Below are 18,647 nucleotides of genomic sequence, written 5' to 3'. Positions count from 1 at the left end.
GAAATTGCAAAAATCTTTGCACTTATTATACCGCAATCCGCCGTTATTGTCAGTAAATATTGCATTCTACGCTATTGAGCAGACACTAAATACGGATATAAACAAGAATTTACTTGAGCAAGCGCAAGCTCTTTACAAAGATAGATATATTGATCTTTCACCTTTTTATGGAAAGATTCCTGACGGTTGGCATATTGGCACCGTTTCGGAAATAATTGAGCTTCATGATTCAAAACGCATCCCGCTATCAAGCCGTGAGCGTGAAAAACTCGACAAGATCTATCCTTATTATGGGGCCACCTCAGTGATGGACTATGTTGATCGTTACCTTTTTGACGGCATCTACCTTCTTCTTGGCGAAGACGGAACAGTCATAGATGATAAAGGGTTCCCTATCCTCCAATATGTTGAAGGTAAATTCTGGGTTAATAATCACGCACATATCATCACCGGTAAGTGTGGCTTTACAGTAGAGCTTCTGTATCTTCTCTTCAGTTTGACCAATGTAAAATTCATTGTCACAGGAGCAGTACAGCCTAAGATCAGTCAAGCTAACCTATACAAGGTTCCGGTACTGATACCGGATATAATTGAGCTCAAATCTTTCGATTCAGTGATCCAGCCATTTTTTGCTCAAATTAGAAATCTGAGAGCTGAAAACAATAGGTTAACAACACTTCGAGACACTCTACTGCCAAGGCTCATGTCCGGCGAGATCGACGTCTCCGGCATCGATCTCTAAGCCGCGTATAAATTCTTGTTTATAACTCCCACCAACGGCGGGAGGAACAAACCAACGGAACTGCCGTTGATGTCGTTCTCTGGTAAAACTATAGAAGGAGAAACGACAACATGAAGGAATCAATTAAACAGGAAGTGCTGCAGCGGATGCTGCCGCTTCTGGACAATGCACAATCAAAGTCACTAGCGCAGACGCTTGAATCAGTGCTGTGCAAGTACTTTGAGGATAAGCCGGACAAGGACGAGATTAGCAGTCAGGAACTACTGCAGAAGTTTCTGGAGGCAAAGCGTATAGAGGGATGCTCCGAGAAGACGCTAACCTACTATCAGAACACGATTAACCGCATGCTGACACAGATTGGAAAAGAGGTGATGCACATAATGACGGAAGATCTGAGATCATACTTGACAAATTATCAGAAACAAAATGATCTCAGCCGGGTTACGATCGATAATGTACGCCGGATTCTCTCCAGCTTTTTCTCTTGGCTTGAAGATGAGGAGTATCTCATCAAGAGTCCGATCCGCCGGATTCACAAGGTGAAGACGACAAGCAGCATTAAGGATACCTATTCGGATGAGGATCTGGAGAAGATGCGCGACAGCTGCGAAGAGAAACGCGATCTTGCTCTGATAGATATGCTAGCATCAACTGGAATGCGTGTCGGCGAATTGGTGCTACTGAATCAGTCGGATATTGACTTTAATAACCGTGAATGCAAAGTGCTCGGTAAGGGCAACAAGGAGCGAATCGTATACTTCGATGCTCGTGCCAAGATACATCTGCAGGATTATCTCGACGGCAGGAGTGATGACTGTGAGGCGCTGTTCGTTACATTGAAGGCTCCACACTCAAGACTAACGATCAGTGGTGTGGAATCAAGAGTTCGTGAGATCGGCAAGCGGCTTGAGATAGAAAAAGTGCATCCTCATAAGTTCCGCCGAACACTTGCCACAAAGGCAATAGATAAAGGAATGCCCATCGAGCAGCTACAACAGCTCCTAGGACACAAAAGAATTGATACTACGCTCCAGTACGCGATGGTCAAACAGAGCAACGTGAAGCTGGCGCATAAGAAATATATTGGATAGGAAGTATGAATATGGGGAATTGGAAGACATGCACAATTGCTGACTTAGGTATGGTTGTAGGCGGTGCCACACCATCTACAAAAGAGGCTGAAAATTATGATGGCGGAACCATCGCATGGATCACGCCTAAAGATCTGGCTGGATACTCTGAGCGCTTCATATCCCATGGTAAGCGTGACATTACTGAAACAGGTCTTCATAGTTGCTCTGCGCAAATGATGCCACGGCATTCTGTCCTTTTCTCATCAAGGGCGCCGATTGGATATGTCGCGATCGCTGAGAATGAACTTTGTACGAATCAGGGCTTCAAAAGCGTAGTTCCGAATGAGAATACTGACTATATGTTTCTTTATTACCTTTTGCTAAATAACCGTCAGAGAATAGAACATATGGGTTCTGGAACTACGTTTAAAGAGGTATCGGGGAAGACAATGCGAAGCATTGAAGTTCGAGTACCAGAATCAAAGGAGGAGCAAATCAGAATATCATCGATTCTGTCTACTATAGATGACAAAATCGAAGAGAATGAACGGATAAACAAGAATTTAGCAGCTTAAAGGTCAAGGTTGGAAACGTCTATCTCACCAGACATCAGCTGCGGCAATAATGTATCTCGTAAATCAGCAAGACGAGAAGTTTCAGTTTGTCTTTGAGAGATCGTTTCAAACATTGGAGCCACAGTCTCATGGAAACGAGAGAGCATATCCTTTGGAGGAATCAAAACAGAGGTATTCTTGAAATCTGTCTTATTAAATTTTGGCTGAGCAGATCCTCCTTTTATTCCCTGTATGAGCGCTTGGCCTTGGAGATACTTAAACCAAATATAAAGGTAGTAGCGTAAATGGTCGTCCTCTGGTCTAAGCATAATAACGTTATTTCCAAGGGTCATGCGACCATCCAGCTTCGGGCAGAGAAATACACTTCCCACATCACCAACATTGGAAATGATAATCTCTCCACCAAATAGGGTAGATTTGGATAAGAACTCATAGGAATGCTGGTCAACAAATACTCCAAAGGAGCCCGACTTCAAATCGGTGTTCCTGATGAAATAAGCATAGTTTGGCTCTTGATATAGATTGACATTAGCTTTTAAAGACGCAAAGCTACCATTGGCCACATAGTCAGTTACGAGCATAGGCAAACTGCCAACCTTAACAACTGCGAAGTCCTCTGGTATTTCTCCAAATTCAGAGTTTACACGAGGACTGTTAGGAGATAAGGAAAATGCAGAAAACCAAGAGCGGAATAACGCAACAGCTTGCTCCTCTAAATTCTTGTTTATTGATGTATAAGAGGTCTATTGGAGTATAAAGATAACGTATGAAGGGGTTGATTTTATGTCAGGTATTTACACCGAAGCGGACTATGAAAATACGATCATAGAGCTGTTCGAGGAAATGGGATGGCGTCATGTGTATGGTCCGGATGTTGAAAGAAATTATGAGGATCCGCTCTATGAGGAACAGCTGGATGACGCAATTCATCGCATCAATCCTGAAATGCCGGAAAGCGCAATTCATGAGGCACTATTTAAACTGAAAAATTTCGACAATGCTGATCTGGTCCAGAAGAATGCGGTATTTATGGACTACATTCAGCACGGTGTTGAAGTGCGCTATCTTGTCGGAAGCGAAGAACGCTCTGGACTGGTTTATCTGGTTGACTATAAGAATCCTGACAACAACTCCTTCGTTATTGCCAACCAGTGGACTTTTATTGAAAACAGCAATAAGCGCCCGGATGTACTCCTTTTTTTGAATGGACTGCCTGTCGTGTTGATGGAGTTGAAGAGTCCTTCGCGCGAGGAGACAGACGCATCGGAAGCCTATACTCAGATCCGAAACTACATGCATGAGATTCCATCTATGTTCATCTATAACTGCATTTGCGTGATGAGCGACCACCTGACGAGCAAAGCAGGTACGATCACTTCAGGCGAAGATCGGTTCATGGAATGGAAGACGAAGGATGGTAGCTACGAAAATACACAGTACGCACAATTTGATACGTTCTTTGAAGGCATGTTCCAGAAAGAACGACTGCTTGATATCATCAAGAATTTCATCTGCTTCTCCAATGAAGGATTGAAGCAGTTCAAGATCCTTGCCGGATACCATCAATACTTTGCTGTTCGTAAGGCAATTGAGTCTACGAAGAAAGGCATGGCGACGGACGGCAGAGGCGGTGTGTTTTGGCATACGCAAGGCAGTGGGAAATCCCTTTCTATGGTCTTTTATGCACATCTTTTGCAGGATGCGCTGGATTCCCCGACGATTGTAGTCATTACTGACCGTAACGACCTGGATGATCAGCTGTATGGACAGTTTGCCAAGTGTAAGGATTTTCTTAGGCAGGTTCCAATTCATGCGCGGAGCCGACAGAACCTGAAGGAACTTCTCGATGGCAGACAGGCTAACGGTATCATCTTCACCACGATGCAGAAGTTTGAGGAATCCCATGAGCCGCTGTCTGAGCGCCATAACATCATTGTCATGGCGGATGAGGCACACCGCGGGCAGTACGGACTCAAGGAAAAGATCGATTCTAAGACAGGTGAGATCAAAGTCGGCACAGCGCGTGTCATCCGGAATAGTCTGCCACATGCAACCTACATTGGATTCACCGGAACACCAATTGCGCTCAAAGACAGGAATACACGCGAAGTGTTCGGTGATTATATCGACATCTATGATATGACGCAGGCTGTAGAAGACGGTGCAACAAGGCCAGTTTATTACGAGAGCCGTGTTATAAAGTTAAAGCTCGATCCAGACACGCTTGCGCTGATCGATAAAGAATATGACATTATGGCGGAGAACGCCGATCCAGATGTGATCGAGAGAAGCAAAAAAGAACTCGGTCAAATGGAGGCCATACTCGGAAATGACAAGACCATCGAATCCCTGGTGAATGATATTCTTGACCACTACGAGAACTATCGTGAGAATCTGTTGACCGGTAAGGCTATGATCGTCGCCTATTCTCGCCCGATTGCAATGAAAATCTATAAGAGAATCCTTGAATTACGCCCCGCATGGACGGACAAGGTTAAGGTCGTAATGACCAGCTCAAACAAGGACCCGGAGGAGTGGGCAAAGATTATTGGGAACAAGCACCACAAGGATGAACTGGCAGCAGAATTTAAGGACAATGACAGTCCGTTTAAAATTGCTATTGTTGTTGATATGTGGCTGACAGGTTTTGATGTGCCATCTCTTGCCACCATGTATATCTATAAGCCGATGAAGGGTTATAACCTGATGCAGGCTATTGCTCGTGTTAACCGCGTCTTTAAAGACAAGGAAGGCGGACTTATCGTCGACTACGTTGGTATCGCTTCTGCTCTCAAAGAGGCCATGAATGATTACACAGCGCGTGACCAGAAAAATTATGGTGATACCGATGTGGCGAAGGTCGCATATCCTAAGTTCCAAGAGAAACTGTCCGTTTGTCGAGATCTATTCTATGGGTATGACTATTCCGACTTCATTCATGGCAGCAATCTCGCCCGTTCGAGAGCTATCAGTGGTGCGGTGAACTTCATCGTTGCTGTGGGTAAGGAAGATGACCGGGATACGTTTCTCAAGGAAGCCCTTATGCTCAAGCAGGCTCTGTCCCTCTGTTCGTCCCTTGCAGCAGAGGACGAACGGATTGAAGCTGCGTTCTTTGAATCGGTCCGTGTGCTGGTAAATCGTCTTGTAAACCAGGGTGAAGGGAAAAAGATCTCTTTGCTGGAAATAAATGCACGAATCAATAACCTCCTGAAAGCCAGCATTAAAAGTGACGGTGTAATTAACCTATTCCAAGATGCCAACAGCGAATTCTCGATCTTTGATCCGAATTTCCTTCAGGAAATCGCAAACATGAAAGAGAAAAACCTTGCAGTGGAGCTTCTTAAGAAGCTTATCGCTGAGCAGGTGGTTGTGTACAAACACACGAATGTTGTTAAATCAGAAAAATTTAGTGAGATTTTGCAGAAAGCGATGAACCAGTATCTCAATGGAATGCTTACAAATGAGCAGGTAATTGAGGAGATGCTAAATCTTGCAAAGCAAATTCAGGCGGCACAAAAAGAGGGAGAAAAACTCGGGCTTACCGCTGATGAGCTTGCCTTCTATGATGCCCTGACCAAACCACAGGCTATCAAGGACTTCTATGAGAATGAAGAATTGATCGCAATCACAAAGGAATTGGCAGATACGCTTCGTAAGAATCGAACAATAGACTGGCAGAAACGGGATTCGGCTCGCGCAAAAATGAGAATGCTTATTAAGCGACTTCTGAAACATCACAAGTATCCACCGGAAGGTATGGACGATGCAGTGCAGACGGTGATGACGCAATGTGAGCTATGGGCCGATAATAACGAGATGGGTGAGCGCGTTAATGCATATTCAGACAGGCTAAACCAGTACGTGAATGAGACCTATGATATGGGAATGGTCGCGGAGCCGAAAACAGACTATAAAAAGAATGGTAACTAACAAGCTGTGAGTGAAATCAGTCAGACACTGTCTGACCTATTTACGGTACCGTGGCTATCAACATAAGACAGGACTTATTATATGAATGAATGCGAACCGAAAGCAGTATAAGAATGTGAAGCTATTAAGAAAAATGTTGGATGTATTCCGCAGAGAGTGAGTTCAACCTGTCGGATTTTCCGACAGGTTAGAAAAGCAAAAGTGAGATTATGGAATGCACCATGGAACTTGATCAGAAGTCAACCGTTCGGAAATTCCGAACAGTTCAAAATGAGGGCGACAGGACCGTCTCTCGGGAAATGACTTTATTATAACCTGAACATGATCATTTCTCGGATACAGGGTTAAATCACGATATGCTACAAGTGTAGATGATGACCTGAAGAGCAGTGAATCTATTGCTTTTCAAGCCTCCGTATCATGATGGCTCAGGTAACACATGAAGGAGTGCACCATGGAATATGGTACAAAAATCCGGCTTTTATACTTATATCAATACCTTCTTGAGCATACGGATCCGGATCATCCGCAGTCTACGGCCGAGCTGACAAAGATGCTCAAGGATGATTATGATCTGAAGGTTTCCCGGAATACGATCAGCAATGATCTTGCGATTCTCCGGGAATCGGATCTGCACATTGAGTATATTGAGTCGACACAAAACAAATACTTTTACAACGGCCGGCCATTTGAAGTGAGCGAGCTGAAGATCCTGATTGATGCACTCTCTTCTGCCAAGTTCATAACGCCGAATATTTCCAGTAACCTGATTGCGAAGCTGCTGACGCTGACGACTGTGGAAAATGCCCAGCGGCTCCGGCGGCATATTTCCGTCACGGACCGCTATAAGAGCAGCAATCATTCCGGCTACTACAGCGTCGACGCGATCAACAATGCCGTCGATCTGCATCGAAGGATCCGGTTTTATTACACGGATTTTGATGTGAACAAGAAGCGCTATGTTACGAATGACGGAAAGCCGTACACTATCAGTCCCTATGAGCTGACCTGGGACGGCGATTACTACTATGTCCGCGGATTCTGCGATGAGAGGCAGGCGATGCGGACATTCCGGCTGGACCGGATCAAGGGGCAGCCGTCGATTTTGCATGAAATTGCAGCGACACCGCCGGACAACTACAATCCGGAGGAATACCACAAGGCTGTTTTTCGTATGTATGATACAGACGAGCCGAAGGAAGTCACCCTCTTCTGCCATGTTTCCGCCATGAAGTATCTGATTGACAATTTCGGGCAGCGTTTCTGGTCTGAGCCTGTAGATGAAGAGCATTTCCGGGCAAAAGTCCGTGTCTGCACGAGCACGACCTTCTACCGCTGGGTCTTCGGATTTACCGGAAGCATCCGGATTGAAGGTCCGGAAGAAACGGTTGAGGAGTATCGGGAGCAAATCCGGTCCGCAGCAAAAGAATATGGGGTCTTGTAGAGTCGGCGGACTGCCTGAGCTGCACAATATTTTGCGCATGATCGTTTCAGATAGGAAGAACCGCTTGTCCTTTGGGGAAGGCGGTTCTATTATGGGCTTATATGAAACGATTCGTTACATATAGAATTTGCGTCGGCGCTGTATCCGGAGTTCATCTCACATATTTTGAGTGAGTGCGCTCTTCTCTCATCATTACAGGAAACTGCTGGCGGAAGGCAGGTGAATTACATGGGAGTTTATGATTACCATCACGATTCCGGACGATCGGATCGTCCCGGTGGAGTTCCTGTGGCAGAAAATGTCCAGGAGACGCAGACCATAAGTCCTTACAATGCATACGTAGAAGTAATTGCGGATTTTTCCGTGGATGGGCGGATGAAACCGCTCCGCCTCATCTGGGAGGACGGCCGCAAATACGATGTTGACCGCATTCTCCGCGTGGACCGGCGTGCCAGCCTCAAGGCGGGAGGCGCCGGAATCCGCTATGTTTGCAGGATTCAGGGGCAGCCGGTGGAACTGTATTATGAAGAAAACGGATTCTGGTTTGTCAGCCGGAAAGTGCCGAAGCCGTAGAAATGATATGCCGGAAAAGGAGTTGCGCAATATTTTACGCAGCATCGTTTAAGATAAAAATATCAGCTTGTCCTTCTGGAAGAGTAAATTTATAATAAGCTTATCTGAAACGACACGTTACATTTAGATGGAGGAATATCTGCCATGCGATCCAAGAGACTGGAACTGATGGATCAGATCAGTGCCTATATTGATCAGTATTACTGCGAAAGACAGACCACACCGTCCGTAAATGAAGTTGCGCTGGGCGTCGGTGTGTCAAAAGCCACCGCTTATCGCTACCTGGTGGCCATGGATGAACGCGAAATGCTTGAATACGACGGATCCTCTCGAACCATCGTAACAAAGCTGATCAGCAAGTTCTCTACCGGCAGCTTCTCTGCCCCGGTGGTCGGCGCAATCCCCTGTGGTGAACCGGAAACCGAGGAGGAGAATATTGTAGAGTATGTCAGCCTGCCTGTTTCCCTTTTCGGGCATGGTGACTTCTACATCCTGAAGGCGGATGGAGATTCCATGACAGACGCGGGCATCGACAATGGAGATATGGTCGTTATCAGAAAACAGAGTTCCGCTAATGTTGGGGACATTGTGGTTGCGCTGGACGAGCACCAGCTGAATACGCTGAAGCTTTATGCAGGTGTGGATGAAGAAACCGGGGAAGTAATTCTGCGATATTGCAATAAGGAGCGATATCCGGACAAAGAAATCCGGGTTCGGGAGCTGGTAGTCCAGGGCGTCGCAAAGTATGTCATCAAAGCACTTGGGTGAACCCGTTGAGAGGGAGTGTCTGGAATTTGAGAACATATGACGTGAAATGTCCCATTTGCGGCAAAATCAATCGCGGACTTTTTCTGGAGGAAACGGAGGGCTGGATGGAGTGTGACCAGTGCGGAAACGCAACCAGAATAAGACTTGCAGGTGAGAATCAGTTATCCATGGTTTACACCGTCAAAAAGCTGGAACCACATTTGAAATATTGTTGAGTACGAATGGAGAGGTCACAGATGACAGAGACTGGAGATTTTTCATGGCGTCCGCTCTCCTGGTACTGCCCGAATTGTGGTCAGCGTATCACAGCTTATCAGAACGGAAAGGGAGAATTCAAGGCGGCCTGCAGCGGATGCAGAACCGTGAGCATACGGATACCGAGGGGCAGACGCCACGGCACGATTGAGGTATACGCACCAAAAAGGCTGTCGCCTGCAGCAAGGTAAAGCGCAGGTCAGACACAGATTTAATTCAAAAATTTAAATCAAATACATGGTATAACGACGGAATGGCCGAGATGAAACAGGCTATATAAGACCATCTCCAGGTCATATACACGGATATCGGCTGGTTTAACCAGATACATTACATGAGGGGCCGCCGACAGGACTTTAGAACACCAGAAATCATATCGAAAGCCTGACATACATTAAGGGCGAGGATACACATATTGCTGATTTCCTGTTTTCAGGGAAAAGCAGTATCGGTACCCTTATCTTTTTGCGCCCTTGTCAGGCTCTGAAGGTTCCGGACCGTACTGCATGCAGGTGTATCCTTCCGCTCCCCGCATCAGGCGGAAAGGAAAAAGTATGTATAGTTTAGAAACCGCCAATTTTGCAGGACGTCTGAAAACTCTCCGTAAAGCGAAAGGTATGACGCAGGAGAAAGCCGCCGTGGAGCTTAATATCAGTATCGAGCATCTCGGAAATATGGAACGCGGACAGGGAAAACCATCTCTGGAGCTTCTGGTTGAGATCGCACTCTACTTCCATGTCAGTACCGACTATCTGCTTCTGGGATGCGAACTTGACAGGGATTCCGTCCGTGCAAGCCTTCTTGAGCTGTCCGCGCAGATGATGGAGCTTGCCAAGAAATTGTAAATCATAACAGACGGTAAGAATGCCTCATATAATCATTACGACAATTTTCCTGCGGAAAATACGTGACAATGATGTAAATCGTAAGCGCTCAATTAACATTGAGCGCTTACTTAAGATAAACGAATGTTCAATATCTGTCGGCTTCGATCGCCCGGGTATTATATTTGACTACCATCTTATGCCGATTGCGTCCCAAGTGCGTAATTTCTTGTTGAGCCGGAGGACTCAACGGGTTATACTTTAATTACAATCTTAAGACGATTGCGGCCTAAGTGCGTAATATCAGGAGGCGTCAATGATACAACGTGATCTTTATCTTCACCATTCTTGGCCTGCCAAAGGTTCTAAACCTCTTTTATCTCAAAGGTCTCCGGAGACTTCGTAGCTTTCTTTACAAATCCTTCCCAGTTCGATAGGAAGTCTTGATAGATTAGAAATGAATCGGGGAGGGCGAGAACCCATTTATTCTCAAATTTATAGTATGAGACATCGGTTAGCGCCACATGCAAGATATTGTCTTTAAAGTCTTGATCAATAGCGGTATACTCTTTCCTATCTTTTACCAGAGTGACATCTAAGAAGCAGGTGATGTCCTCATCCTTAGGGGCATCGGTTCGATGGCTATATATATGGTCCGGATATAGAGAAGGTGGACCAAACTTCCACATAGGGAACACATGGACAGAGTATCCATTCCAGTTGAAGTCTTGCCCATCGATTCTTGCTTTGACCTCTTTAAAACGAGCGACTTCAAGGTCCTGAATCTCCTCTTGTGATAACTTCTTCTCATTGATATTTTCATCGAAATTCTCATAAATGAAATCAGTGATGTGGGAATACAACTCAAATCCGATATCATCCTCATCTGGAGTTGGTTCTCCCTCATTGGGATACTGCTTGGGATCGTGATCGTAAGAGAACAGTACCTTTCCCATGGATAGAACCTGGACCGTGTCAACAGGAACCTTCTTGAAGAGCATTACCTTACGGATCTCTGGTACCACATTCAGTGTGCATTCGAATCCATATTTTTCACGGAAAAATGGATTAAATGTGTTCATAGTGTCTAGCATATATCCGTTAATATTCATATTTATTATCCTCCCATTACACGTAGTATAATACTATCCGGTCTTTGACAACCCGGTAAAAATAGCGAGTCCCGGAAGTACCGAAAAATCAATACTTCCGGGACTTTTCTTCTGATTTTGTCGTTTACATAACACAAGTACTTGAGGAGATGAAGAAAGAGCTCGGTGACAGGTTTTCTTTGGACAGAGTGAATCTGGCTGAGCTTTCGAGAAGGACACACATTTCTCGTTCGAAACTGCGCAGTGCACGGAAGCACGGATTCGTGATTATGCCGAATGGCAATAAGGGACGGAAGAAAGAAAAGACCGTTCTTACCGGCTATACAGCAATCATTGATACTCATCTTTCTGGAGGTATCACCAACTCAATTCTTTGATCTCATAGACCGACGCTATGGGAAAGAAGGCCCACACACCATTATCTTTACCAGCAATAAGCAGCCGAATGAATGGCATGAATACTTTCTTGGGATGGATGATCTGATGTGTTCCCTGGACCGAATTTTCGATAAAGCCTCAATTTTTGATATCAAGGGAGAAAGCTACCGCGGCAGAGCCAGCACAACATATGCAGTAGAAGCCGGGTAGTCCCCCGATGGCAACAACGCAGATTAACAAAATATCTTTCTATTGATGCAATGGTCGTTTCTATGCGACCATTTTTTGGCTATTTTCACACAGCCCAAAATGGTCAATTCCGCCCGACTCTAACAGATGTACAGAAAGTTCTTCCAAAGATGGAGATCGAGATCAGTCTTATCACGCACAGCTTTGACGATCTTTCCACAGCGGCAAGGGGAATGGAGAATATGATTCTGGAAAGGTCATTGTCATGAAAAATAAGCTGCGTTGTTGATGTCTTTTCAACAGCGCAGCCTTGTTTCTGCCATTATTCGTAGATTATTCTAATGTAATTGCAACATCTCCGCTGCCAAGCATCTCTCTCATTTCCTGCTGCGACAGATCAACATGGCCCAGCCTGGTATAGGCCCAGGAATTGGAGCCGTAGAAGATCACGATCTGGTTTCCGGAGAGTAAAGAACGATATCTCCATAGCTTGTTTCGGTCTGTACATCATTCCGCACGATGCTCTGCCCGATCGGACCGGCCTGCTCAAAGCCGCCGTACATCCCGAAAGGACGAGCAATATAGAAGCCATCAGAATAGCCAGTTTTCTCAATGCAGCTTACCTGTCACATACTCTCCCTAAGAATTTTCACTACTTCCTCATGGGTTAAGACTTTATATCCGCCATCCAAAATAATCGTGCCATCCGCTATGCCTTCTATCATGTCCTCCGTTACACCAAGTTCACTGATTTTAAGGGTAAGCCCCAGTTTTTTCATCCAGTTTTCCATCGCGAGAAGTCCTTCCTCTGCCACTTCCCTGTCTGATTTATCTTCCGCTCGGATGCCCCATACCTCCTCGGCAAACCTCTTAAACTTCTTCAAACCATACGGCATAATAAAGCGATAATACGGCAGGGAAACTGCGGCAAGCGTCATGCCATGTGTCGCATCCGTATACGCTCCCACAGACTGCCCGATCATATGCACCATCCAGTCCGTCGATTTTCCTCTGGAAATCAATGTATTTAATGCCCATGTCGCCGTCCACATAATATTGGAACGCGCCTCATAATCCTCCGGATTCTCAAGGGCAATCAGAGAACTATGCACCACCGACTTCATAAGCGCCTCCGCAATATAATCGCTGGTATTATCATCCTCACCCGAAAAATACTGTTCACAGATATGGTTGAAAATATCATAGATGCCGGCAACCATTTGTTTTTTCGGAAGAGAAAATGTGTACTTTGGATTTAGAATTGAAAACTTCGGCATCACCTCGTCTCCAAATACATGACCGATTTTTAGTTTGCTCTCATGATTTGTGATAACCGCTCCGCCATTCATCTCCGAACCTGTTCCCGCCATCGTAAGAACACATCCGACCGGAACGATCTCACACTCCGGTTCCTCAAACCGAAGATAGTATTTTTCCCATGGATCTTCCTCGCAGTTTACCGATACGGATACGGCTTTTGCATAGTCGCAGCAGGAACCGCCACCGACTGCAAGCAAAAGGTCAATTTTATTCTCTCTTGCTATCTTCACGCCTTCACGAAGCTTTTCCACAGTAGGATTCGGCATGACTCCCGCATCTTCAAAAATTTCTTTTCCATTTTCCTTCAAGATTCCTATGATCTCGTCATAGATACCGTTTTTCTTGATGGAACCACCGCCATAGATCAGCTGTACATTCTTTCCGTACTTCGGAAGTTCCTCATTCAGATAACTTAAGGAATCCTCGCCAAAATACAGCTTTGTTGCATTGTGATAACTAAAATTTCCTAACATGATGTTCCTCCTTTTTCCTTGCCTAAGATTATTTATCCTTTTTCTTCGGGATGAAAAACTACACTTTAGTTTCTCTGTCCATCTCCTTTGTATATTTCATCATCAGAATCACATAATTCCCGCAGACAGCGATCAGCGCTCCGCTCAGGAATCCGTAGATCGTAAACCGGACAAGCAGCATAACTGCTGCACCAATGAGTAGAAATCCGCACGATTCCGCCGCATCCTTGATCCCAAAGCGGTATTTTTCATGATAATAAATACTGTCTGAAAAGATCGCGACGAAAAACAGGAGCAGCGCCGCGATCATAAGCCCTGCGGTAAACAGATGGCTCGCATCCGGATTCTCCAGAAACCGAAAGGCAACCGTGACCAGATTGACCGCGATCACGATAAAGTAGTGACTGAACATCAGCCGGAGCGACCGATCAACCCGATGGTGGTCACACAGGTAATGGATCTGCGTTACATAGCATCCGAACAGACATAGGATTACGGCAAATACGAGGATCGGGCGCAGCGTGAAATGCTTTACATCAAAGAAACCCGTCATTCCTACGATACCCTCTCCAAAGGTAATGATCGTGATCAGTTCAAAACGCTCTGCCAAATGCGGAAAGCTGATGATGCTGATATCAAATCTGCCACGGACAAAGAACGGAAGGAAAGCACCGACCAACACCGCGACAACGTCGATCCACAGCACGATCTGTCCAGGACGGATCATAGACGCAAGAAACGCTGTAAGATACAGGACAAGATCCACGGGATTCCTTAAAGAATTTCGTCCAGCCAGTGGCGGATCTCTGCCTCATTCGGTCGATTGATCTGTTTCCCCTTTGCCCACTTCACATCATCGCTTACATCCTTATGAAGAGCTGTATCGCTTCTGCCAACGCCGCTGCCGCCTGACGTGCAGAAAGGAATGATCTTTTTGCCGCTGAAATCATAGCTTTCCAGGAAGGTATCGATGATCCTGGGAGCCACGCCCCACCAGATCGGAAATCCCACGATCACGGTATCATAGGAAGCCATGTCCAAAGCGTCCCCTGCAATTTCTGGTCTTGCGGATGGATCGTTCATCTCGACGCTGCTGCGGCTCTTTTTGTTCATCCAGTCAAGATCTGCCGATGTATAGATCTCCTTCGGGACGATCTCATAAAAGTCCGCTCCGGCAATCCTGGCGATCTCTTCACCGACTCTTTTGGTTACACCGCTGGCGGAGAATACCGCCACTAAAGCCTTGTTTGCCATTTTACTTATCTCCTTGGAATCAGTTCATCTTCCCGCAGTTGCCGACCTTTTCTCCGGTTACAAAATACTCATAGGTCGGGAACTCGAAGAGCACCGGCTTAAAGGTGTGGTAATCGATCTTGCCCTGTTCGTTCAGTACGGTTTCGTCCGCATAGGTCGCCAGGATCTTGCAGATGAAATGGTCGAAATGCTCCAACTCGTAGTTATCATCCACCTCGCACTCGATGGAGACCTTTGCCTCATCGATCAGCGGAGCGCCGTTTTCGCCCATTGTCCATGCAAAGGCATTAGATTTATCCTCCTTATTGCCGCTGATGGTTCCCATCCGGTCCGCATCCTTCAGCCAGGACTCGTCGACCACATTGACGGAAAGCTTTTTGTTCTCGCGGATCCCCTGATTGATGTAGTGTGCCTGTACAAGAGACACCATCAGGTGGCTGTGTGCCACGGTTCCGGCATGGGCGACAAGCGTCCAGGTCGGCTTATTATTTACCATTGCTCCTACCACAATGACCGGGCAGGGATACAGTGCCAGTGTTGCTCCAATATTCTTCTTGCTCATTTTATTTCATCTCCTTTTCCCACATGCGGATGACGTTCAGATCCAGGCTGTCGGCCACCTTCTCAAGTTCTGCTGTTTCTTCAGCTGTCAGAGTGACATTTGCGGCTTTGACCGCATCCAATACCTGGTTTTCTTTTGTCACGCCGATGATCGGCAGTGTGCCCTTGGCGATCGCCCAGGCAACCGGGATCTGCGCCGGACCGACGTCGTATTTATCTGCAAGCTTCTTCAGCTCCGCATTCAGAATTTCCAGCTTGTCAAGAAGCGGGTTGTAGGTCTCGCCTCTGGCAGAATCTGCCGGCATCGGATGTTTTGTATCATACTTTCCGGAAAGCGCGCCCTGCTCCAGGACCATGTACGCGAAGAAATGGATGCCGTTCTCGCGACAATAATCCAGGATGCCTGAATCCTCGGAGGAGCGGTTGATCAGGCTGTAGTGGTTCTGGACCGCGGAAAGCTTCAGCCCATGATTTTTCAGAATTGCATCCGCCTCTTTGATCTCCGCAAGATTATGGTTGGAGACGCCGATCATCGGGACATTCTCTTTGCCTTCGAAATACTTTGCCAGTTCTTCTGTCCACTTCGGTGCTTCCCAGACATTGTGAATCCAGTAAACATCGAAATGATCCAGTTCCATCAGCTTCAGCTGCATTTCGATCATATCTGCCATCGCTGTGGGTGAAGAAGAGTCCGCACACTGCGGAGTGAACTTATCAGAAACCAGATAGGATTCTCTCGGAAGGCCTTTTAAGAATCCTGCAAGAACCTTTTCCGAGGTCCCCATGCCATAAGCATATGCCGTATCCCAGAGATTCAGGCCATTTGCCATCGCCGTATCAAATATTGGCTTCAGACTTTCCGCTGTCAGGCTGTTTCCAAATGTTCCGTCGTTTCCCCACGCCCATGCACCAAGCGCGATTTTCGGTAATTTTGCCATTGCTTTTGTCTCCTTTTTTATAGTCGCGTGCCCTTATTCTTTCAGCAGCCGGATCAGACAGCTGTAGGTGAGTTCGTAGACGCTTTGATATACATAGTTGATTCCGGCCTCCTTCATGGCCGCTCTCTGTTTTTCTGTGACTGCGGTGTATGGGTAGATTCCGAACATAAAGGGATAGAAGATATAGATGAAATTCTGAATGTCAGTCACTCCCATGTCCGGGCAGAACTTCTCCAGCAGCATGCACATCAGATGCATAGAGCGTCCATAAGACTGTTTGAAGGCAGTCAGAAGCTCTTGTCGGCTGTTTGCCTCCATATCATAGTTGTTCATGGAAAGGAGCTTTAAGAGCTGTTCACGTCCTGCAAGGGAGTTTGCAATGTGATCCGCCAGTTCCTTTTTCGTCAGCTTCTCATTCCCGTTCAGGATGGCAGTCAGATCCTCATTCCAACGGTCATATTCCCTCTGGAAAAGGCCCAGAAAGATCTCTTCCTTTGTTTCAAAGTAGTTATAAATGGTGGGACGGGAGAAGGATGTGATATTCCCGATCTCCTTAAGCGTGATCTCCCGGAAACTCATTTTCTGGTAGAGCTGCTCACAGGCATTGATAATCTCTTCCCTTTTCTGAACAATCTGTTCACGCGTCGCTTTTCTCATCTTATGTACCTTATCATTTCACACATTTCTGACACCATGTCAACATGGCCATTATATGCGCATTCTGACGCCGTGTCAATATATTTTTATTTTATTCGTATGTAATTCGTAAGCGTAAAACCCTGCGCCTATGATTTAAACTGCATTGATGCCATACTTGGAAAAATTGCATTTTGCGTCGCCGAGTGGCCGCTGGTGCGTTGAGAGTGGCCACCCGGCGCTATGAGTGGCCGGCACTTATCAGTAGTGCGCTATAGGGAACAAAGTAATGGCAAGAACAATTAGCCGAGATGTACTCGGACAAAAGATCAGTAAGCTTGAAACGGCAATCAGTAAGAACAGGCAACAGTATGATCAATTGACGAAGGAGTTGAAAGAGCTGCTGGACAAGAAGTAAGCACTGCAGAGCGAAGAACTGATGAAGGCAATCGCTGAAAGCTCACGAAGCTATGAGGACATCCTCCGATACATCAAGGGTGATCCGTTGAAAGACGAAGAATGCCAGAGACTGCAAAGAAGCCCGTTATATGAGCTTTAGTTGCAAAATCTCTGGAAGTTCACATATAAATTTTACTGGACATATGGAATAATCTGGGACATAATTATCCCATGATATGAATAGGAGGTGATATTATGCCCAGAATCATTCCGATCAAGGATTTGAAAAATACCACAAAGGTATCAGAAATGTGCCATGAAACAGACGAACCTGTCTTTGTGACTAAAAACGGATATGGAGATATGGTCTTTATGAGTATGGAAACATACGAAAGCAGCATGAAAATGCAGCAGATCTATCGCGATTTAGAGGTATCAGAGCAGCAGGTAGTCGAAGGAAAAACAAAAGATGCAAGGCTTTCACTCGCACAGCTGAGGGAGAAATATGGTTTACAGGCTTGAAATTACACAGCGGGCAGAAGAACTCCTGGAGAATATAATCTTCTATGTCGCTGTTAAACTGTCAAACCCGACAGCCGCGGCTGCGATACTTGATGATGTAGAAAAAGCATACTCGGATCTGGAATTCATGGCAGAGACGCTTGCGTATTGTGAAGACCCGGTATTATCTGCAAAAGGGTTTAGGAAGATACGTCTGGAGCATCACGATTATGTTATTCTCTATAAAGTCAGGGGCGGGACTGTAACAATAGAAGGTATGTTCCACGAATTGGAGAATTACGGGAAAAAGCTATAACGGATGTATTTGTAAGTACAGCCGTACTTCCCTCGAAGAATGCTGCAGACGTGCGCTTGCGGCGGAAAGAGCTACTTACTGTAACGATCCCAGCATACCTGCAGGGTCATGTTCTTTCGCTCGTTCATGAGTTTCAGAACTTTCTGATAGTCCGGATACTCGTAACTTTCATCCCGGCCTCCTTCGCCGGGCACTTTGCCGTACACTTTCATGGCGATTCCGGCATTGGTAATTCCGGGCGGAAGCGGGTAATCCAGATCTTCACATTTCTTGAATGCCTGGAGAAATTTAAGAATCTTGCTAATGTTTGTCAAGCGGATTTTTGAAGATTTTGAGAACCTTGAGAACAAAAAGAGAGTAACCTTAATAAGACCTGCTGTTGCAGG

Annotated in this window: 21 protein-coding genes; 11 read left to right on the top strand and 10 right to left on the bottom strand. The window is 45.9% G+C overall.

Going from position 1 to position 18,647, the window contains the following annotated elements:
- From ISF27_RS12735 to ISF27_RS12725, 3 genes are all read left to right on the top strand, one after another.
- Positions 1-742: restriction endonuclease subunit S (locus tag ISF27_RS12735; RefSeq protein WP_194611861.1), on the top strand; the 742-nt coding region annotated here is incomplete at its 5' end.
- Between the two features lie 110 nt (positions 743-852).
- Positions 853-1,833 (top strand): site-specific tyrosine recombinase/integron integrase, encoded by a 981-nt coding sequence (gene xerA / locus ISF27_RS12730; RefSeq protein WP_194611860.1) that lies wholly within the window; start codon positions 853-855, stop codon positions 1,831-1,833.
- 11 nt (positions 1,834-1,844) lie between these two features.
- The gene (locus ISF27_RS12725; RefSeq protein ID WP_194611859.1) at positions 1,845-2,390 is read left to right on the top strand and encodes a restriction endonuclease subunit S; all 546 of its coding nucleotides are present in this window, start codon (positions 1,845-1,847) and stop codon (positions 2,388-2,390) included.
- Here ISF27_RS12725 and ISF27_RS12720 read toward each other — a convergent pair.
- A complete protein-coding gene (locus tag ISF27_RS12720) occupies positions 2,387-2,971 on the bottom strand; it encodes a restriction endonuclease subunit S (protein ID WP_194611858.1) in 585 nt (194 codons plus the stop codon). The two genes, ISF27_RS12725 and ISF27_RS12720, sit on opposite strands and share 4 nt — an antisense overlap.
- 202 nt (positions 2,972-3,173) lie before the next feature.
- Here ISF27_RS12720 and ISF27_RS12715 point away from each other — a divergent pair, with 202 nt between their 5' ends.
- The 5 genes from ISF27_RS12715 (at position 3,174) to ISF27_RS12695 (ending at position 10,205) form a co-directional block, all read left to right on the top strand.
- Positions 3,174-6,320, top strand: coding sequence for a type I restriction endonuclease subunit R (locus tag ISF27_RS12715; protein WP_194611857.1), 3,147 nt, complete (start codon positions 3,174-3,176; stop codon positions 6,318-6,320).
- A 454-nt stretch (positions 6,321-6,774) separates the two neighbouring features.
- Complete coding sequence (locus tag ISF27_RS12710; RefSeq protein WP_194611856.1) at positions 6,775-7,764, top strand: helix-turn-helix transcriptional regulator; 990 nt, start codon at positions 6,775-6,777, stop codon at positions 7,762-7,764.
- Positions 7,765-7,992: 228 nt separating this feature from the next.
- A complete protein-coding gene (locus tag ISF27_RS13400; protein WP_235986419.1) occupies positions 7,993-8,337 on the top strand; it encodes a hypothetical protein in 345 nt (114 codons plus the stop codon).
- A gap of 168 nt (positions 8,338-8,505) precedes the next feature.
- The gene (locus tag ISF27_RS12700) at positions 8,506-9,105 is read left to right on the top strand and encodes a LexA family protein (RefSeq protein ID WP_235986414.1); all 600 of its coding nucleotides are present in this window, start codon (positions 8,506-8,508) and stop codon (positions 9,103-9,105) included.
- A gap of 761 nt (positions 9,106-9,866) precedes the next feature.
- On the top strand, positions 9,867-10,205 hold the full coding sequence (locus tag ISF27_RS12695) for a helix-turn-helix domain-containing protein (RefSeq protein WP_328701629.1): 339 nt from the start codon (positions 9,867-9,869) through the stop codon (positions 10,203-10,205).
- Between the two features lie 344 nt (positions 10,206-10,549).
- On the opposite strand, the gene ISF27_RS12690 is transcribed toward ISF27_RS12695, so the two are convergent.
- Entirely contained in the window at positions 10,550-11,296 is a 747-nt protein-coding gene (locus ISF27_RS12690) for a hypothetical protein (protein WP_194611853.1), read from the bottom strand.
- 276 nt (positions 11,297-11,572) lie between these two features.
- Between ISF27_RS12690 and ISF27_RS12685 the strand changes: the two genes are divergently transcribed.
- On the top strand, positions 11,573-11,884 hold the full coding sequence (locus ISF27_RS12685) for an ATP-binding protein (protein WP_194611852.1): 312 nt from the start codon (positions 11,573-11,575) through the stop codon (positions 11,882-11,884).
- 312 nt (positions 11,885-12,196) lie between these two features.
- Here ISF27_RS12685 and ISF27_RS13395 read toward each other — a convergent pair whose 3' ends face one another.
- The 7 genes from ISF27_RS13395 to ISF27_RS12650 all read right to left on the bottom strand — a co-directional run bounded on the left by ISF27_RS13395 (position 12,197) and on the right by ISF27_RS12650 (position 17,066).
- Entirely contained in the window at positions 12,197-12,313 is a 117-nt protein-coding gene (locus ISF27_RS13395; protein ID WP_328701628.1) for a hypothetical protein, read from the bottom strand.
- A 176-nt stretch (positions 12,314-12,489) separates the two neighbouring features.
- Positions 12,490-13,656: an iron-containing alcohol dehydrogenase gene (locus ISF27_RS12675; RefSeq protein ID WP_194611851.1), complete on the bottom strand. Its 1,167-nt coding sequence runs from the start codon at positions 13,654-13,656 to the stop codon at positions 12,490-12,492.
- A gap of 58 nt (positions 13,657-13,714) precedes the next feature.
- Positions 13,715-14,422: a low temperature requirement protein A gene (locus tag ISF27_RS12670; protein WP_194611850.1), complete on the bottom strand. Its 708-nt coding sequence runs from the start codon at positions 14,420-14,422 to the stop codon at positions 13,715-13,717.
- An 8-nt stretch (positions 14,423-14,430) separates the two neighbouring features.
- On the bottom strand, positions 14,431-14,910 hold the full coding sequence (locus ISF27_RS12665; protein ID WP_194611849.1) for a flavodoxin: 480 nt from the start codon (positions 14,908-14,910) through the stop codon (positions 14,431-14,433).
- Between the two features lie 19 nt (positions 14,911-14,929).
- On the bottom strand, positions 14,930-15,472 hold the full coding sequence (locus ISF27_RS12660; RefSeq protein ID WP_194611848.1) for a flavin reductase family protein: 543 nt from the start codon (positions 15,470-15,472) through the stop codon (positions 14,930-14,932).
- 1 nt (position 15,473) lies between these two features.
- Positions 15,474-16,409, bottom strand: coding sequence for an aldo/keto reductase (locus tag ISF27_RS12655; protein WP_194611847.1), 936 nt, complete (start codon positions 16,407-16,409; stop codon positions 15,474-15,476).
- A gap of 33 nt (positions 16,410-16,442) precedes the next feature.
- The gene (locus ISF27_RS12650) at positions 16,443-17,066 is read right to left on the bottom strand and encodes a TetR family transcriptional regulator (RefSeq protein ID WP_090164738.1); all 624 of its coding nucleotides are present in this window, start codon (positions 17,064-17,066) and stop codon (positions 16,443-16,445) included.
- A gap of 633 nt (positions 17,067-17,699) precedes the next feature.
- On the opposite strand from ISF27_RS12650, the gene ISF27_RS12645 reads away from it, so the two are divergent.
- Positions 17,700-17,966, top strand: a complete 267-nt coding sequence (locus ISF27_RS12645; RefSeq protein WP_194611846.1) for a type II toxin-antitoxin system Phd/YefM family antitoxin — start codon at positions 17,700-17,702, stop codon at positions 17,964-17,966.
- Complete coding sequence (locus ISF27_RS12640; protein WP_194611845.1) at positions 17,950-18,261, top strand: type II toxin-antitoxin system RelE/ParE family toxin; 312 nt, start codon at positions 17,950-17,952, stop codon at positions 18,259-18,261. The genes ISF27_RS12645 and ISF27_RS12640 overlap by 17 nt, the downstream gene beginning before the upstream one ends.
- 71 nt (positions 18,262-18,332) lie before the next feature.
- Here ISF27_RS12640 and ISF27_RS12635 read toward each other — a convergent pair.
- Positions 18,333-18,647: hypothetical protein (locus tag ISF27_RS12635; RefSeq protein WP_407926096.1), on the bottom strand; the 315-nt coding region annotated here is incomplete at its 5' end.

Origin of the sequence: Clostridium vitabionis, assembly GCF_015351765.1 — a bacterium.
Taxonomy (GTDB): Bacteria; Bacillota; Clostridia; order Lachnospirales; family Lachnospiraceae; genus Clostridium_R; species Clostridium_R vitabionis.
Note: the sequence above shows the minus strand (reverse complement) of the source record. Positions and strands in the feature narration are given on the sequence as shown.

Coding starts and splice junctions, on each gene's coding strand:
- ISF27_RS12685 (WP_194611852.1), top strand. CDS start 11,573: ATGGCAATAAGGGACGGAAGAAAGAAAAGACCGTTCTTACCGGCTATA.
- ISF27_RS12650 (WP_090164738.1), bottom strand. CDS start 17,066: ATGAGAAAAGCGACGCGTGAACAGATTGTTCAGAAAAGGGAAGAGATT.
- ISF27_RS12655 (WP_194611847.1), bottom strand. CDS start 16,409: ATGGCAAAATTACCGAAAATCGCGCTTGGTGCATGGGCGTGGGGAAAC.
- ISF27_RS12715 (WP_194611857.1), top strand. CDS start 3,174: ATGTCAGGTATTTACACCGAAGCGGACTATGAAAATACGATCATAGAG.
- ISF27_RS12640 (WP_194611845.1), top strand. CDS start 17,950: ATGGTTTACAGGCTTGAAATTACACAGCGGGCAGAAGAACTCCTGGAG.
- ISF27_RS12690 (WP_194611853.1), bottom strand. CDS start 11,296: ATGAATATTAACGGATATATGCTAGACACTATGAACACATTTAATCCA.
- ISF27_RS12645 (WP_194611846.1), top strand. CDS start 17,700: ATGCCCAGAATCATTCCGATCAAGGATTTGAAAAATACCACAAAGGTA.
- ISF27_RS12720 (WP_194611858.1), bottom strand. CDS start 2,971: ATGCTCGTAACTGACTATGTGGCCAATGGTAGCTTTGCGTCTTTAAAA.
- ISF27_RS12665 (WP_194611849.1), bottom strand. CDS start 14,910: ATGGCAAACAAGGCTTTAGTGGCGGTATTCTCCGCCAGCGGTGTAACC.
- ISF27_RS12725 (WP_194611859.1), top strand. CDS start 1,845: ATGGGGAATTGGAAGACATGCACAATTGCTGACTTAGGTATGGTTGTA.
- ISF27_RS12675 (WP_194611851.1), bottom strand. CDS start 13,656: ATGTTAGGAAATTTTAGTTATCACAATGCAACAAAGCTGTATTTTGGC.
- ISF27_RS12700 (WP_235986414.1), top strand. CDS start 8,506: ATGGATCAGATCAGTGCCTATATTGATCAGTATTACTGCGAAAGACAG.
- ISF27_RS13400 (WP_235986419.1), top strand. CDS start 7,993: ATGGGAGTTTATGATTACCATCACGATTCCGGACGATCGGATCGTCCC.
- ISF27_RS12660 (WP_194611848.1), bottom strand. CDS start 15,472: ATGAGCAAGAAGAATATTGGAGCAACACTGGCACTGTATCCCTGCCCG.
- ISF27_RS12710 (WP_194611856.1), top strand. CDS start 6,775: ATGGAATATGGTACAAAAATCCGGCTTTTATACTTATATCAATACCTT.
- ISF27_RS12695 (WP_328701629.1), top strand. CDS start 9,867: ATGCAGGTGTATCCTTCCGCTCCCCGCATCAGGCGGAAAGGAAAAAGT.
- xerA (WP_194611860.1), top strand. CDS start 853: ATGAAGGAATCAATTAAACAGGAAGTGCTGCAGCGGATGCTGCCGCTT.